At 57.9% G+C, this 14,870-nt stretch carries 14 protein-coding genes; 7 read left to right on the forward strand and 7 right to left on the reverse strand.

Annotated elements, in window-relative coordinates; all coding sequences use genetic code 11:
* From rluE to AACS18_RS15310, 7 genes are all read left to right on the forward strand, one after another.
* Positions 1 to 878: 23S rRNA pseudouridine(2457) synthase RluE (gene rluE, locus AACS18_RS15280; protein ID WP_108612619.1), on the forward strand; the 878-nt coding region annotated here is incomplete at its 5' end.
* On the forward strand, positions 878 to 1,369 hold the full coding sequence (locus tag AACS18_RS15285) for an NUDIX hydrolase (RefSeq protein ID WP_069555648.1): 492 nt from the start codon (positions 878 to 880) through the stop codon (positions 1,367 to 1,369). The genes rluE and AACS18_RS15285, both read left to right, overlap by 1 nt.
* Positions 1,370 to 1,672: 303 nt before the next feature.
* A complete protein-coding gene (mnmA, locus tag AACS18_RS15290; protein ID WP_005353619.1) occupies positions 1,673 to 2,779 on the forward strand; it encodes a tRNA 2-thiouridine(34) synthase MnmA in 1,107 nt (368 codons plus the stop codon).
* 23 nt (positions 2,780 to 2,802) lie between these two features.
* Positions 2,803 to 3,417 carry a high frequency lysogenization protein HflD gene (gene hflD, locus AACS18_RS15295; protein WP_073349509.1) on the forward strand — a complete coding sequence of 205 codons (615 nt, stop codon included), beginning with the start codon at positions 2,803 to 2,805 and terminating at the stop codon, positions 3,415 to 3,417.
* A gap of 130 nt (positions 3,418 to 3,547) precedes the next feature.
* Positions 3,548 to 4,918 carry an adenylosuccinate lyase gene (gene purB, locus AACS18_RS15300; protein WP_108612620.1) on the forward strand — a complete coding sequence of 457 codons (1,371 nt, stop codon included), beginning with the start codon at positions 3,548 to 3,550 and terminating at the stop codon, positions 4,916 to 4,918.
* Between the two features lie 139 nt (positions 4,919 to 5,057).
* A complete protein-coding gene (locus tag AACS18_RS15305) occupies positions 5,058 to 6,188 on the forward strand; it encodes a ribosomal protein uL16 3-hydroxylase (protein WP_108612621.1) in 1,131 nt (376 codons plus the stop codon).
* Between the two features lie 183 nt (positions 6,189 to 6,371).
* Positions 6,372 to 6,785 (forward strand): hypothetical protein, encoded by a 414-nt coding sequence (locus AACS18_RS15310; RefSeq protein WP_108612622.1) that lies wholly within the window; start codon positions 6,372 to 6,374, stop codon positions 6,783 to 6,785.
* A 96-nt stretch (positions 6,786 to 6,881) separates the two neighbouring features.
* Here the strand turns inward: AACS18_RS15310 and AACS18_RS15315 are convergent, their stop codons facing one another.
* The 7 genes from AACS18_RS15315 to AACS18_RS15345 form a co-directional block, all read right to left on the reverse strand.
* Positions 6,882 to 7,421, reverse strand: coding sequence for a GNAT family N-acetyltransferase (locus tag AACS18_RS15315; protein WP_108612623.1), 540 nt, complete (start codon positions 7,419 to 7,421; stop codon positions 6,882 to 6,884).
* Between the two features lie 6 nt (positions 7,422 to 7,427).
* The gene (locus AACS18_RS15320; RefSeq protein WP_108612624.1) at positions 7,428 to 9,068 is read right to left on the reverse strand and encodes a GNAT family N-acetyltransferase; all 1,641 of its coding nucleotides are present in this window, start codon (positions 9,066 to 9,068) and stop codon (positions 7,428 to 7,430) included.
* Entirely contained in the window at positions 9,068 to 9,682 is a 615-nt protein-coding gene (locus AACS18_RS15325) for a glutathione S-transferase family protein (protein ID WP_108612625.1), read from the reverse strand. Before AACS18_RS15325 ends, AACS18_RS15320 begins: the two co-directional genes overlap by 1 nt.
* A gap of 36 nt (positions 9,683 to 9,718) precedes the next feature.
* Positions 9,719 to 10,357: a pyridoxamine 5'-phosphate oxidase gene (pdxH, locus tag AACS18_RS15330; RefSeq protein ID WP_108612626.1), complete on the reverse strand. Its 639-nt coding sequence runs from the start codon at positions 10,355 to 10,357 to the stop codon at positions 9,719 to 9,721.
* A gap of 176 nt (positions 10,358 to 10,533) precedes the next feature.
* Entirely contained in the window at positions 10,534 to 12,660 is a 2,127-nt protein-coding gene (locus tag AACS18_RS15335; RefSeq protein ID WP_108612627.1) for a reprolysin-like metallopeptidase, read from the reverse strand.
* 305 nt (positions 12,661 to 12,965) lie between these two features.
* Positions 12,966 to 13,304 carry a hypothetical protein gene (locus AACS18_RS15340; RefSeq protein WP_108539451.1) on the reverse strand — a complete coding sequence of 113 codons (339 nt, stop codon included), beginning with the start codon at positions 13,302 to 13,304 and terminating at the stop codon, positions 12,966 to 12,968.
* Positions 13,283 to 14,870: reprolysin-like metallopeptidase (locus AACS18_RS15345; protein WP_108612629.1), on the reverse strand; the 1,588-nt coding region annotated here is incomplete at its 5' end. The genes AACS18_RS15340 and AACS18_RS15345, both read right to left, overlap by 22 nt.

Consider the following 14,870-nt stretch of genomic DNA (forward strand, 5'->3'; position numbering starts at 1 on the left):
ATAACGCCCCGCGCACGGCGGCCAAACCAGCCGCCCCCCGCCATGCATCCCCCCGCAAACCGGAGCTGGCCCCAGAGGATCGCAAATTGCTCCTGCTGAACAAGCCCTACATGGTGCTCTGCCAGTTCACCGACGAGGCGGGCCGCGAGACCCTCAAGGATTACATCAAAGAGCCCGGCATCTACGCCGCAGGGCGGCTCGATCGCGACAGCGAGGGGCTGCTGCTGCTCACCAACGATGGCAAGCTGCAGGCGCGTCTCACCCAGCCGGGGGAGAAGACCCCCAAGACCTACTGGGTGCAGGTGGAAGGGATCCCGAGCGAGGAGAAACTGGCCGCTCTGCGCGCCGGGGTGGAGCTCAATGACGGCATGACCCTGCCCGCCGGGGCGCGCATCATGGATGAACCTGCGGTGTGGCCGCGCAATCCGCCCATTCGCGAGCGCAAGGAGATCCCCACCAGCTGGCTGGAGATCAAGATCATCGAGGGGCGCAACCGGCAGGTACGGCGGATGACCGCCCATATCGGCCACCCCACCCTGCGCCTTATTCGCTACGCCATCGGTGACTGGACGTTAGATGGATTGGCCCCCGGCGAGAGCCGCGCCCTGCCCGCTCCCGAGCTGGTGCCGAGCTCCAGCAGCCGCCCGCGTCCCTCCTCATCCCGTTCAGGCGCTCATACCGCCAAACCGGCCAAACCGGCAGGGGAGGCGCCACGGCGGGCTAGCCAGCCGAGACGGGACGAACGCCCCCGCAGCACTCACCCAACCGAGCGCGCAGCCACGAACCCGACCGGCGGCAAACCCCGCAGCAGCGGGCGAGGAACGGCACGCCGACCGGCCCGAGCGGGCAATCCCAATAGCAGCGACAAGGAGTCATGATGAGCAATCAGGCAGAGCAATCGACCACCAGCTATGCCCGCATGGAGGCGCGCCTGACGGTCGCAGCAGTGGTGCAGTGGCAAGGCCGTTTTCTGGTGGTAGAAGAGGAGATAAAAGGCCAGCGCCGTTTCAACCAGCCTGCTGGCCATGTGGAGCCGGGAGAAAACCTGCTGGAAGCGGCCTGCCGCGAGCTGAAAGAGGAGACGGGGCTGACCGCCACGCCGACCGCCTGGCTTGGTACCTATCTGTTCAAACCGGCCGACAGCGAGGCCACCTATGTGCGCACCGCCATCATCTTCGACCTTGAAAAAGCGCCGGGTCAGCACCATCCAGAGGATCCTGACGGCGATGTGCTGGCTTGCCACTGGCTCACTCTGGAAGAAATAGCGGAATGTAAACCGGCCCTGAGAAGCCCCTTGGTATGGCAGTGCATTCAGGATTATCTGGCGGGGACACGGCTGCCACTCTCGGCCCTCAAGGCCTTTATTTGAGAACCTGCCCACGCTCTTACTGCGAGGCCGTGATCAAGGCTCATGTGCTGCTCGGAATCCTCACGTATATATATACGCTCCGGTTCCTGCGCTGCTCTTTACCTTGCTGACGGCCTCTCGTGACAGATCGTGAACAGGCTATCCGATACCGTTTGGCACCATTTTTTCATCATGGTGCTGACAAACAGAAAAACGATTTCCTGCTATCAGGCTCCTGATGGGAACTGCGGCATGGATATGTGACCGGGGGCGCAAAACTCTGGTAGAATACGCCCCGTTTAAACGAACTGGTAACTTCGACTAATGACAGACAACAGCCAAATCAAGGTGATCGTCGGCATGTCCGGCGGCGTGGATTCTTCCGTCTCGGCCTACCTGCTCCAGCAGCAGGGCTATCAGGTCGAAGGCTTGTTCATGAAGAACTGGGAAGAAGACGACACGGACGAGTACTGCTCTGCCGCCCAGGATTTGGCTGATGCCAAGGCCGTCTGCGACAAGCTGGGGATGAAACTCCACACTATCAACTTCGCGGCCGAGTACTGGGACAATGTGTTCGAGCACTTCCTCGAAGAGTACAAGGCTGGCCGCACGCCGAACCCGGATATCCTGTGTAACAAGGAGATCAAATTCAAGGCGTTCCTCGAATTTGCCGCCGAAGAGCTGGGTGCCACCTACATCGCCACCGGCCACTATGTGCGCCGTGACGACAGCACAGGCCGCCCGCGCCTGCTGCGCGGGCTCGATACCAACAAGGATCAGAGCTACTTCCTCTACACCCTGAGCGAAAAGCAAGTGGGTCAGAGCCTGTTCCCGGTTGGCGATCTGGAGAAGCCCGAGGTGCGCCGCATCGCCGAGCAGCTGGATCTCATCACCGCCAAGAAGAAAGACTCCACCGGCATCTGCTTTATCGGCGAGCGCAAGTTCAAGGACTTCCTGGCCAAGTTCCTGCCCGCCCAGCCCGGTAAAATCGAGACCGTGGATGGCAAGGTGATCGGCGAGCATCAGGGGCTGATGTATCACACCCTGGGCCAGCGCAAGGGGCTCGGCATCGGTGGTCGCAAAGATGCCACCGAAGAGGCCTGGTATGTGGTCGACAAAGAGGTCGAGCGCAACGTGCTGGTGGTGGCGCAGGGCGAACATCCCCGCCTCTACTCCGATGGCCTGATTGCCAGCCAGTTGCACTGGGTGGATCGCACTCCCATTCGCGAGCCGCGTCGCTGCACCGTCAAGACCCGCTACCGTCAGCAGGATATCCCCTGCCTGATCCAGCCCATCGACGACGAGACCATCCGGGTCATCTTCGACGAGAAACAGGCTGCGGTGACCCCTGGCCAATCCGCCGTCTTCTACGACGGGGAAGTGTGTCTGGGCGGTGGCATCATCGAACAACGTTTCAGCCATCCGGTTTGAATCCTTAACAGAAGGCAGCAGACGTGAGCGATAAATTCCAAGACAGAACCATGGCCTTTGCCGGCATCTGCCAGGCCGCGTATCTGGTGCAGAAGGTGGCCCGAGACGGCAACTGTGACGAGGCCGCCCTGCGCGAGAGCCTCTCCAGCATTCTGGTGACCAACCCGAGCCAGCCGCTCGAGGTGTTCAACAACACACATCTGGCCATTCGCGACGGCTACCGTGCGCTGGTCGAGCAGCTGGGTGCCGACGGCAGCCAGAAGAATGCCGAGCTGACCCGCTATGTGGTAAGCCTGATTGCACTGGAGCGCAAGCTGGCCAAGCGCAAGGACATTCTCAATATGCTGGGTGAGCGGATCAGCCAGATTGGCCGCCAGCAACAGCACTTCGATCTGCTCGACGAGCAGATTTTGGCCAACATGGCGAGCATCTACAGCGATCTTATCAGCCCCATCGGGCCGCGCATCCAGGTGGCGGGTACCCCGCTGTTCCTGCAGCAGCCGCTGGTGCAGCACAAGGTGCGCGCCCTGCTGCTGGCGGGCATTCGTGCCTGCGTGCTGTGGCGTCAGCTCGGTGGCAGCCGCACCCAGATCATCTTCGCTCGCAAGAAGATGGTGGAGCTGGCCAAACGTTACTAATCATCGGCTCGCGCGCGGGCCAGCCGAGGACGACATCAGGGTGAACAGCCGCACATCCGCCTTGATGACAACTCAGCCCCACGCGCGAGTGGATACGGATCCCCCACACAAATCATCAGGAGTTCACCCCATGGAGCTGTCCGCGCTGACTGCTGTTTCCCCGATTGACGGTCGTTATGGCGACAAGGCCGATGCCCTGCGCCCTATCTTCTCCGAATTCGGCCTGCTGCGTTTTCGCGTCGAAGTCGAGGTGCGCTGGTTGCAAAAACTGGCCAGCCACGCCGGGATCCCGGAAGTCCCTGCCCTGAGCGCGGCCGCCAACGCCCTGCTCGACGGCATCGTCAGCAACTTCAACGAGAGTGACGCCGCCCGTATCAAACAGATCGAGCGCACCACCAACCATGATGTGAAAGCGGTGGAGTACTTCCTCAAAGAGAAAGTCGAAGTGAACCCGGAGCTGGCGGCTGTCAGCGAGTTCATCCACTTCGCCTGTACCTCGGAAGACATCAACAACAACTCCCACGGTCTGATGCTGAAAACCGCTCGCGAAGAGGTCATCAAGCCTTATTGCGAAAAGCTGATCAGCGAGCTCAAGCGTCTGGCCCACGAGTACCGTGACATGCCGCTGCTCTCCCGCACCCACGGCCAGCCGGCGACCCCGAGCACCATGGGCAAGGAGATGGCCAACGTCGCCTACCGTCTTGAGCGCCAGTTCAAGCAGATCATGGCGGTGGAGATCCTCGGCAAGATCAACGGTGCGGTCGGCAACTACAACGCCCACCTCAGCGCCTATCCGGATGTGGACTGGCACCAGTTCTCCGAGGAGTTTGTTACCTCCCTGGGTCTGACCTGGAACCCCTACACCACCCAGATCGAGCCGCACGACTATATCGCCGAGCTGTTCGACGCCATGGCCCGCTTCAACACCATCCTGATCGACTTCGACCGCGATGTGTGGGGTTACATCTCCCTGGGTCACTTCAAGCAGCGCACCATCGCGGGCGAGATCGGCTCCTCCACCATGCCGCACAAGGTCAACCCCATCGACTTCGAGAACTCCGAAGGCAATCTGGGTCTGGCCAACGCCGTGTTCCAGCATCTGGCGAGCAAGCTGCCCATCTCCCGCTGGCAGCGTGATCTGACCGACTCTACCGTGCTGCGCAACCTGGGTGTGGCGGTGGGTTACTCCCTGATTGCCTATCAGGCGACCCTCAAGGGCATCTCCAAGCTGGAAGCCAACGACGCCGCCATGGCCGCCGATCTGGACGCCAACTGGGAAGTGCTGGCCGAGCCGATCCAGACCGTGATGCGCCGCTACGGTATCGAGAAGCCCTACGAGAAGCTCAAGGAGCTGACCCGTGGTCGCCGCGTCGATGCCGAAGGGATGCGTACCTTTATCGACACTCTGGAGTTGCCGGATGCGGTCAAGGTTGAGCTGAAGACGCTGACCCCGGCCAACTACATCGGTGACGCCCAGCGTCTGGTTGATCTGCTGAAATAAGCGGATAAATGATTCCACCGGGGCCCTGTGCATGATCTGCAACAGGGCCCCTGTTATTTTCCCTGCCACGGCAGGGTCCCGAGTGGCTTTTCCCAAGCCCGCCTTGGGCAAAACCTCTTTGCGAGACACGAGAAACAGCATGTACGAACTCAATCTGGATATCGCTCACTTCCTCGAGCACTACTGGCAGAAGCGCCCGCTCCTTATCAAGGGCGGCTTCAAGGACTTTCAGGATCCCATCAGCCCGGACGAGCTGGCGGGTCTGGCCATGGAGGAGGTGGTAGAGTCCCGCCTCGTCACCCGTTTCGATGGCAAGTGGGATGCGGCCCACGGCCCCTTCGAATCCTACGACCATCTGGGCGAAGAGAACTGGACCATTCTGGTACAGGCTTGCAACCACTGGGCCCCCGAGGTGAACGAGCTGGCGGTGCCGTTCCAGTTCATTCCGGGCTGGCGCTTTGACGATGTGATGGTGAGCTTCTCCACCCCTCACGCGGGTGTCGGCCCCCACATCGACAACTACGACGTGTTCATCACCCAGGGTCTGGGCAAACGCCACTGGCGGGTTGGCGATGCCAAGCCACTCAACGAGTTTGCCGCCCACGCCGCCCTGCTGCACTGCGAGCCGTTCGAGGCGATCATCGACGTCATCATGGAGCCGGGCGACATCCTCTACATTCCGCCCGGATTCCCCCACGAGGGCTACGCCATCGAGCCCTCCATGAACTTCTCGGTGGGCTTCCGTGCACCGGATGCCAAGGCGCTTATCTCCTCCTTTGCCGATCACCTGATCGACAACGAGGTACGTACCGAGCGTTACGGCGATGTCGATCTCAAGCCCCGTGCCCGTCACGGCGAGATCCAGCCCCACGAGCTGCACCGTCTGCGCGAGCTGATGCAGCAGGCTCTCGATGACGAGACCCTGTTCAAGGAGTGGTTCGGCACCATGATCTCCGAGGCCAAGCACGACCTGGACGTCAATCCGGTCGAGCCGGACTACAGCGCCGAAGAGGTTGCCGACCTGCTGACCCAGGGCGAGCCCGCCATCAAGGTGCCGGGCCTGCGCACCGTCTGGTTTAGCGGCGAGAGCCAGCAATGCTTCATCGACGGCGAAGCCTGGACTCTGCAGAGCGAAGACGCGGCAGCCATTTCCCTGTTGTGTGACAAGGACATCATCACTCAGGCCGACATGGTGGAGCTGGCCGATCAGGCCGGTTTCCTGCAACTGCTGACCCGTCTGGTCAACCGTGGTTACTGGTTCTTCAACTGATCCGGCGGTAAACGAAGGATAAAAAGGCGCCTTATGGCGCCTTTTTTGTCACTCAGATGCGGTTCAATTAACAATCGATGCGCGAAACTGAACCCACTCTTGATGAACCGACAAGTGGTGATTTATTGAACTAAAATGGATGGGTATCATGCGTCCGTCCCTGTTCAAAAGAGAAGCGCCACCATGCAAATCACCTCCCGGCCCATGCCGCTGCCTGATTACGGCAAATACCTCTCCTCTCCCGCTGTCACACCCGAGCAGGTCAGTCAGGCCCGTAACGAAGCACTGGCTAAGAAGGATGACTTGCAGGCACAGAGCGAAGAGAAAGCAACGGCTCGCAGAACCCTGGCTGTCTCTTATACGGCTAACCAGCAGGAGAAAGCCGTGGTGGAGCGCTACCTGGAGGCCAGCGGTCAGGAGAGCGACAGCAAGTCGGGCCCGAGCACGGCTGATATGTATCAGGCTGCGAATCGCTACCAGCGCCAGCAGAATCTCAGCGACTATATGCAATTCCAGCAGAGCCCGCTCGCCCAGCAGATGGGTGACATGGTGGGCGAAGATAATCGCAAGGGCACCCAGCTCGATATCATTGCCTGAGCCAATTTGCTCGAATAAGCCCGGCAGGGACCAATACAAGATGAAAAAGCCCTCGCTGAGGGCTTTTTCGTTATAGCTTGTCGCTGCGACGTCTCGCTATAAATGGGACTCTTCTGCCTGCGCGTCCGGCAGCTCGTCGGGGAGTTCATCAAACAGGGGGTGGTAGAGCACCTCACCCTGCACACCCGCAAACCCCCCTTCCTGCAGCTCCATCGCCATAAAGCAGTCGGCAGGCACCTCATAGATGCAGTGCAGGCCAAACTCGCTGGCCGGGCGGAAACCGAAACGGCTGTAATAGGCCGGATCCCCAAGTACAACCACCCCTTTCCAGTCCATCTCGAGCGCCGTATCAAGCCCTTCACGGATGAGATCAGAACCAATCCCCTGACCTTGCCAGTCGGGATGAACCGCAACCGGCGCCAGACCGAGCCAGGGCCCTTCCATGCCGTTAATGGTGATCGGGCTTAGCATCAGGTGCCCCATGAACTCGAACTCTTCCTCTTCGACCATGGTCACTACGGCAGCACCACATTCGCGCAGGCGGTTGACCAGTTCGGCCTCATCGGAACGACCGAAGGCGGCACTCAGCAGCTCATAAACCGGCAGCATGTCACCGGGGCGCTCGGTTCTCAACATCAGGTATTACTCCTCGTACAGCAGAGCGGGCATTATTCCACACAACGGCTGGTCATTCTGAGTACCTTTGTCCAAAAATGGGAGGGTGCACTCAGGAAAACGAGCTGCAAACTGCTGCTGCAAGGCGGTTAGCGTAGCCGGGGTGACCCTGTTCATCGCCTCACGGTAGGCAAACCAGAGGGCGGGAGCCTCCCGCGCCAACCGATCAAAGGTCAGTTCGGGCGTTTGATGCCAACAACCATCCAGCTCATCGACCAGCTCCGGCAGCTCCACTAGCAGCCGTAACTGCTGATAGCGTATCTGCGACGAGTCACCGTTGCCACCCAGCGCCTGCGCCATCAATTGGTTGAACCAGTGGAGCCGTGATGCGCGCTCCTCGCGGCTGAGCAGGTCGGACCCTTGACGCTGCAGCGCGGTTAGTTGCAGCAACCACGCCAGCCCCTGTTCATCCCTGTCTTTCAGCAAGACGCCGCCAAGATGGGACAACTGCTCCGGTTCGGCCTGCTCCAGCAGTTCGACGGGGTAACAGTGCAGCTCCAGAGACCTCTCAAGATGCGGCGGGCAGCGAATAGAGCAGGACTCCTCCCCCGCGCCCCTCTCATCCACAAAGAGCAAGATGGCCAGCTTGCCGTTGGCACTCTGCCGATTGCTCGTTGCGGGATCCCACAGGATCACCACGGCGATCCGCTCATCTGCCAGCCAGCAGGAAATTTCCTCGGGCAAGGGATTGGGTAAGGAGGGTGCGCGATCCAGTCGCCAGTAGCTCACCTCGCACGGCTGGCGACCACTGATATGGCGCCGCCCGCGATAGTGCATCCCCACTTTTGCCATCACCCGGCCGGAGGCTAAATTGTCTGGCATATGGCGAGCCGTCAGCGCAGGCAGTTGCAGTTGGTCAAAGGCGAACCCCTTGACCAAGCTGGCGGCCCGGGTCGCCAGACCGCGATTTTGCCAGGGCACGCCCACCCACCAGGCGAGCTCGCCATTCCAGTGCAGGGAGATCACCCCAACCAGCGCCGCACCTTGCTCCTCTGGCAAGGTGATAGTCCAGCTCCAGCCAAGGCCAAGCGCCGCCTTGCGCCAGCTGAGCGCCAGCCAGTCGCGGGCCCCCTCCGGCGGATAGGGGTGAGGAATATTGAGGGTGTAGCGCGCCAGCGCCTCGTCGCTGCAGTAGCGCACTATCTCGCGCTCATCGTCGGCCTGCAGTTGTCGCAATACGACACCTGATAGCGAATGCCCCTCAGCCAGGGTCGGCACCGTCACGCGGCGCGCCAGCAGGCGATTGAGCACTGCGCCCAAATCGGCCTCGGGGGTGAGCGGCAGATCGGCCCCCACAGGGCCAAGGGTGAGCAGTCCCTGCTCCTTGGCGAGGGTCAATAGGGAGGTAGAGGCACTGATCAGAACCTGGCGGCTGGGATCAACATGAAAATCCGCCAGCAGATCCCCATCGAGCCAAGCAGCCAGCAGGGCCCCCGGGCAGAGCACCCCGTCTGGAGGGCTGCTCGCCCAGGGGGCATCGGTTTGATCGAGGGCGGCCGCCGCCTCTTTGCCCAGCAGCAGCTGCCAGCGATGACCTTGCTGCTGCCAGTGCAGCAACAGCGCAGCCCACTGCGGTTGCGACAGACTGGCCTCGATCAGCAGTTCCATCAGCTGGCCTGACAGGCCGCTGGCAGCGTCAGGTGACGGGGATGGGCTTCGATACGGGCGATCCAGCTACGGATAGCTGGCCACCCCTGCAGAGAGAAGATCCCCTCCTCTGCCACATGGGTGTAGGCATAAAGGGCGATATCGGCGATGGTAGGCGCATCACCGCACAGGTAGGGGCTCTGTTTCAGCTGCTGCTCCATTACCGCCAGCGCCTTCTCGCCACCGGCTTTCAGACCGTCGAGCCGCGCCTCCTGCGACTCGGGTCGGCCGAGATAGTGAACGATAAAGCGGGCCACCGCGATGTAGGGCTCATGGCTGTACTGCTCAAAGAACATCCATTTGAGCACCTCGGCCTGCTGGCGCGGATCGGTTGGCCACAAGGTACTGCATTGCCCCAGATAGAAGAGGATGGCGTTGGATTCCGCCAGCGTATCGCCCTGGCCAATCTCCAGCACCGGGATCTTGCCGTTGGGGTTCATGGCCAGAAATGCGGGGGTACGGGTATCCCCCGCCTGAATATCCACCTCAACCCACTCAAGGGGCAGCTCCAGCCAGCGGGCCAGCAGCCACACCTTGTAACAGTTGCCGGAACGCAGATCACCATACAGACGCATACACACTCCTTGTGAAAACAGATTTGAATAGCGCGCTCAGGGAGCCAGACGCTCGATATGCCAGCCATCCCCGTCGCGGGTGTAGTAGAAGCGGTCGTGCAGCCGGTGCTCGCCCCCCTGCCAGAACTCCACCGTCTCGATCACCACCCGGAATCCGCCCCAGAAGCTCGGCAGCGGCACTTCGCCATTGGCAAACTTCTGCTTGAGCTCGAGGAACTTGGCCTCCAGCACGCCGCGGGCCGAGATGCGGGTCGACTGTTTGGAGACCCAGGCAGCGATCTGGCTATCCTTGGGACGGCTGTGGAAATACTTCATCACCTCGAAGGTGCTCATCTTCTCCACCCGACCGGTCACATGCACCTGTCTGTCCAGCGTGTGCCAGGGGAAGAGCAGGCTGATACGAGGATTGCCTTCCAGCTGCTGCGCCTTGCGGCTACCCATGTTGGTGTAAAAGACCATCCCCTGGGCATCGTAGTGCTTGAGCAGCACGGTGCGCTGCCAGGGCTGACCATCGGCATCCACCGTCGCTACCACCATGGCGGTGGGATCGGTCAGTTTGGCCTCACAAGCCTGCGCCAACCACTTCTCGAACAGCGCCAGCGGCTCGGCCGGCAGATCGGCCCGGTGCAGCCCGCCACGGGAGTATTCACGACGCAGATCAGAAACATCCATCATCTTGATTTTCCTTCAAATAAATAATGGTTCCACGACCATCAAGAGAGTGACGCAGGCATTGTGCGCTCGATAAAGCGACCTTGTAAACCATACAAAAAAAGCGAAGAGGCTAACGCCTCTTCGCTTGGTTTATCAATTTACCAAAGATGGGTAATCTCACCCTTGGGTTATCTGGTTTAGTAGCTCATGATCTCACGACGACGCAGCAGCGCAGCGATACCAAGGCCCAACAGCGCGAACAGACCGGTCGAACCGCCACCACCACCGCCGCCATTGCTTTCAGGCTGGGGAGCCGGTGTATCACTGCTCTTGGTCGCCAGTTTTGGCGTAATGGCATAGAAGATATTGTCGCTACAGGCCAGCTTGAGGCGAACAGCGCTGCCAGCATTGGCCGGAATGGTCACCTCATGGGCGCCATTGTTGTTCACGCCATTGACCAGCGGCTGCCAGCTCTTGCCTTCATCGTTGCTATAACTGATATCGACCCGCTGACAGTTGATGCGGCCACCGTCGGTTCCAGCTACTTGCCAGTTCACTGTGGTCGTGCTGCCAACCAGAATACGCTGGTCAGGGGCTGGCAATATCTTGAAGGTTTGTGAACCTGTATCAACCACTTCGACCGAGGTCTCACCATAGGCACCACCGCCTTTGCCATCACGGGCGACCAGACGGAAGTTAAGGGTGCGCGGCACATTAACCCAGACATCACCTTTCTCAGCTTCCCCTTTTAACTGGGTAGCCAGCGAAGGAAAGTGGCGAACCGGGGATGTTGTCGGCGCGGCGTAACGATAAAGGGGACCGGTAGCAAGGAACCCGGAGCTCAATTGATGGCCACTCGTCGTTGCATCATCACTCAGGTCAACCTGCTCCCAAGTGTAAACAAGTGCATCACCATCAGGATCACTGCCCTTACCACTCAGGCTAAATGCCACACCTTTAGGGATCACATGCACTGGCGGCACTTCGGTAATTTCCGGCTCCAAATTGTCCCCATTCTGTCTCGGAATAGAGGCGCCACAACGCGATGCGATAGTCGGTGCAAGAATCGCTGCGTCCTTGATTTCGATCTCCCCTTTCTGCGCTTTGGCTTCTCTCGCGATGATATGCTGCAGCATCTGCTCAATCGACTTGCTATGAAAATAAGCCTCGCTGTTGAGATGTACGTTTTGCTCCCCCATCAAACCCGCATAACCCATTATTGAACTACCACTGCCTGGCTCCCATGCCATAGCGGGCTCTCTTTGTGTCCCATTTGCATTGTAGGTATGATTGGCGCCAAATTGATGGCCAATTTCATGCGCAACGAAGTCAATAAAAAATGCATCACCAACAGGATTTATATTTCCTGTAACAGCTTGAGACCTGGATGAATAAAAATATCCTATGTCATCACATAATGACCCAACTCTCGCCGAACCTGCATCTTTACCCGCGGTCAATACATGGCCAAGGTCGAAATAACCAATCTCTCTACTAATCAGTTTCTCTCTCTGAACTCTAGCATTTATAAGAGTATCTCTTGTTTCACCTGGATATCTTCCATTCACAAAAGGATCGTCAGCAAGATTTTCGAATATAATATTGTGATTTCCCTCTGCCAATACGAAACGAACACCCAAGTCCCTTTCATACACCTCATTTAAACGGTTAACTAATACAGCCAGTGAATCCAAGGCTTGCGCCTTGCCGCCAAAGAACTTGGTATATGCACCAGTGGTAGAGAATGCAATGCTGTACTGGGTAAGTGCTGCCTTGCTATAATTAGCCTCGTTACGAGCCGCTTCAGTATTATTTTCTAGATTTTTTTTCAGCTCGGACTTGTCAATGATCTCATTGATATTCTTGCCACTCATTGAATGTACATCTTTTTTGTAATAGACAGCGTAGGTACCGTTGCGCTGAATATCGACAAACACCTGCTCTCCAGCATGCATAAACATGCCGTTAAAACCGCGTGGAGAAATATTAAAGCGACCGGTATTGCTGGCGGTACCCACTTCATGTCCTTTATAGGTCATGATATCTGGGTATTTTGCTGCCAGCGCAGGCGGTAATACGGAATAGGCTTCCAATTCATATTGCACCATCTTGCCATCAGGCAATGGTAGCGCAATCACGGTTTGGCCCAAGCGCAGATTTTCTAAAAAATCCGGTTCTACCTCAAAGATATTGTATGCGCTAGCTCTTACAGGTTCATCGGCCTGCTTGCTGCGTTTTTCGATCATATGCCATGGGGATGCCAGCGCGATATTGGCTGACATTGCGATGACAACTGAGATTGCATTTATTGTGAACTTCATCATTATTAATCACCTGACTGAACAGCCGGCGAGAATAACGTGACGCAAATCACAATTCAACTTTTTCAATAAAAATTAAATGAATTTTATTTCATTTAAAATCATAAAGTTAGTGAGTTATAGTTTATAAACAGCTAATTTTGTTAGCTTTTTCAGCAGTTCTTTTTAATAGAGTTAAAACTCCAAAAAAATTATATGGAGGCTCATATGTGAGCCATCGAATCATTCCCCTGAGGCTATCACTATGTTTGGAATATTAGAGTTATAACTCCAATCATGCCAATTTACACGCCGTTGTTGAACAGCCACTACGGCCTTGAAATCGCCTCCGGCATGCACCTTTCCAGCATCTGTCGGTTATATCGGGTGGCATAGTCAATCCGCAGCTCAAACTCCGACTCCTTGCCCATCTCAATTACATCACCGAACCCTTTCAGATAACGGACTCCGCACCGGGTTATCGCTTCTGCTTGCAATGACTCCACAACCCCCGGGGCCATACCACCGCGCCCGCCGCGCACGATGAGCCGATAATCCTGAGCAGCAAGACTCTCATCTATTGCCTCGGTCAGTGATGCGGCCACAACAGGCGCCACGCAGATATGCAGAAACAGCAAACTGACGACTAACCGTAATACCTGCGCCATCCGGCTGCCCCTCCCATCAGGAGGATCACGATAAGATTCACTGCACCACCACCACCGCCGCCACCGCCGCCACCACCCGCATTGTTGTCGGTAATGACAGTTGCACTTTCCGTAGTGGCAGACGCATTACCTCTTATCCCATTGATAGAGAAAAAAATATTATTGCTGCATGCCAGCTTCAGCCTGGCCGTGCTGGTCAACGGTGCAGGCAACACCACACTGGCCGAACCGTTATTGGCAAGCCCGCTTGCCAGCGTAGTCCAAGTAGAACCACCATTCTGTGTCAGTGCCAAATCCACGCTGGGACAATTGATAGGAGGCTGATCGGTCCCGGCAACATTCCATGTCACTAGCTGAGTGCTACCCGCCACCATGGCGCCGATCTGCGGAGCTGTGATGGCAAATGCCGCGCCGGTATTGATCACCTGAACCACCATTTCATCACTGCTCACCGCCCCCTGACCATCACGTGCGGTAAGGCGGAACTGGAGATTGCGATTGGTCGCAGGCCACGCCTCTCCTTTGGCCAAGACACCCGATATCAGAGAGCTCATGGTGGGCAATGTTCTACGGGGATCCGATGTTGGTGAAACAAAACGAAACAGCGGGCGGGTTCCATCATCCACCATGGTTGCCACGCTGTAGGATGCATTGCCAAGATCAACCTGCTCCCAGGTGTAACTGAGGGGATGACCATCCAGATCCAGCGCACTACCGACAAGAGTGAAAGGCGTATTGGCGGGGATCACCCTATCGCCCCCCGCATCCACAACCGGCGCGTTATTGGCAAGCGCCAGGTCGGTGCCGCAGGAGGGCAGAGAGGCCATCAGAGCCCGCATCTGCTCGATCGACTTGCTGTGAAAAAAAGGTGTGCTGTTAACCTGCAGATTCTCCTCACCACAGATCCCGGCATAGGCCATGATGGTCGAGCCACTGCCCGGTTCCCAAGCTGAGCTAGCCTTGCGACCTGTTGCACAACTGTCGGCCATGCCATTGAAGGAGTGCTCGGCCCCCAGCTGGTGCCCCAATTCGTGAGCCACATAATCAATAAAGAATGCATCACCGATAGGCTGTGAGCCTCCGGTCATGCCCCGTGAACGGCTGAAAGGGTTGCATAAAGATCTCAGGGTCGCCACCCCGCCGCCTGATGTCGCCAGCAGATGGCCCAGATCAAAAGAAGGATTGAGCAACAACCCCTGTTGGGTCTGGTTGATGGCGATATCCTGGGTCGAGTTGGTGAAAGGATCCGTCGCAGGATCGGTGAAAATCACATTATCCGTATCAGCTGCAAGCTGAAACTCGGCCCCCACATCACGGCGATAGACTTCATTGACCCGATTAAGCAGTGTTGCAATGGCCGAGAGTGCTGCAACCTTGGTACCACCGTGATACTGGGTATATTCCCCGGTTGCCGAGATGGCGATAGTGTAGCGTTTGCGCAAATTGCCATCGACCAGCACAGCTCGCTCACGCTCGATACCATGAGGATCAATCACCTGATCCACATCCTGTCGCCGCCTGGCATCTTGCTGTTCATAAACGGCATAAGAGAAACCGTCCTGAAGC

The sequence above is a fragment of the Aeromonas sp. HMWF015 genome (assembly GCF_963878965.1).
In the GTDB taxonomy this organism is placed as follows: domain Bacteria; phylum Pseudomonadota; class Gammaproteobacteria; order Enterobacterales; family Aeromonadaceae; genus Aeromonas; species Aeromonas veronii.

What these genes read in the sequence shown, in the direction of transcription:
- AACS18_RS15285 (WP_069555648.1), top strand. Translation starts at nt 878, where the DNA reads ATGAGCAATCAGGCAGAGCAATCGACCACCAGCTATGCCCGCATGGAG.
- mnmA (WP_005353619.1), top strand. Translation starts at nt 1,673, where the DNA reads ATGACAGACAACAGCCAAATCAAGGTGATCGTCGGCATGTCCGGCGGC.
- purB (WP_108612620.1), top strand. Translation starts at nt 3,548, where the DNA reads ATGGAGCTGTCCGCGCTGACTGCTGTTTCCCCGATTGACGGTCGTTAT.
- AACS18_RS15305 (WP_108612621.1), top strand. Translation starts at nt 5,058, where the DNA reads ATGTACGAACTCAATCTGGATATCGCTCACTTCCTCGAGCACTACTGG.
- AACS18_RS15310 (WP_108612622.1), top strand. Translation starts at nt 6,372, where the DNA reads ATGCAAATCACCTCCCGGCCCATGCCGCTGCCTGATTACGGCAAATAC.
- AACS18_RS15315 (WP_108612623.1), bottom strand. Translation starts at nt 7,421, where the DNA reads ATGTTGAGAACCGAGCGCCCCGGTGACATGCTGCCGGTTTATGAGCTG.
- AACS18_RS15320 (WP_108612624.1), bottom strand. Translation starts at nt 9,068, where the DNA reads ATGGAACTGCTGATCGAGGCCAGTCTGTCGCAACCGCAGTGGGCTGCG.
- AACS18_RS15325 (WP_108612625.1), bottom strand. Translation starts at nt 9,682, where the DNA reads ATGCGTCTGTATGGTGATCTGCGTTCCGGCAACTGTTACAAGGTGTGG.
- pdxH (WP_108612626.1), bottom strand. Translation starts at nt 10,357, where the DNA reads ATGATGGATGTTTCTGATCTGCGTCGTGAATACTCCCGTGGCGGGCTG.
- AACS18_RS15335 (WP_108612627.1), bottom strand. Translation starts at nt 12,660, where the DNA reads ATGATGAAGTTCACAATAAATGCAATCTCAGTTGTCATCGCAATGTCA.
- AACS18_RS15340 (WP_108539451.1), bottom strand. Translation starts at nt 13,304, where the DNA reads ATGGCGCAGGTATTACGGTTAGTCGTCAGTTTGCTGTTTCTGCATATC.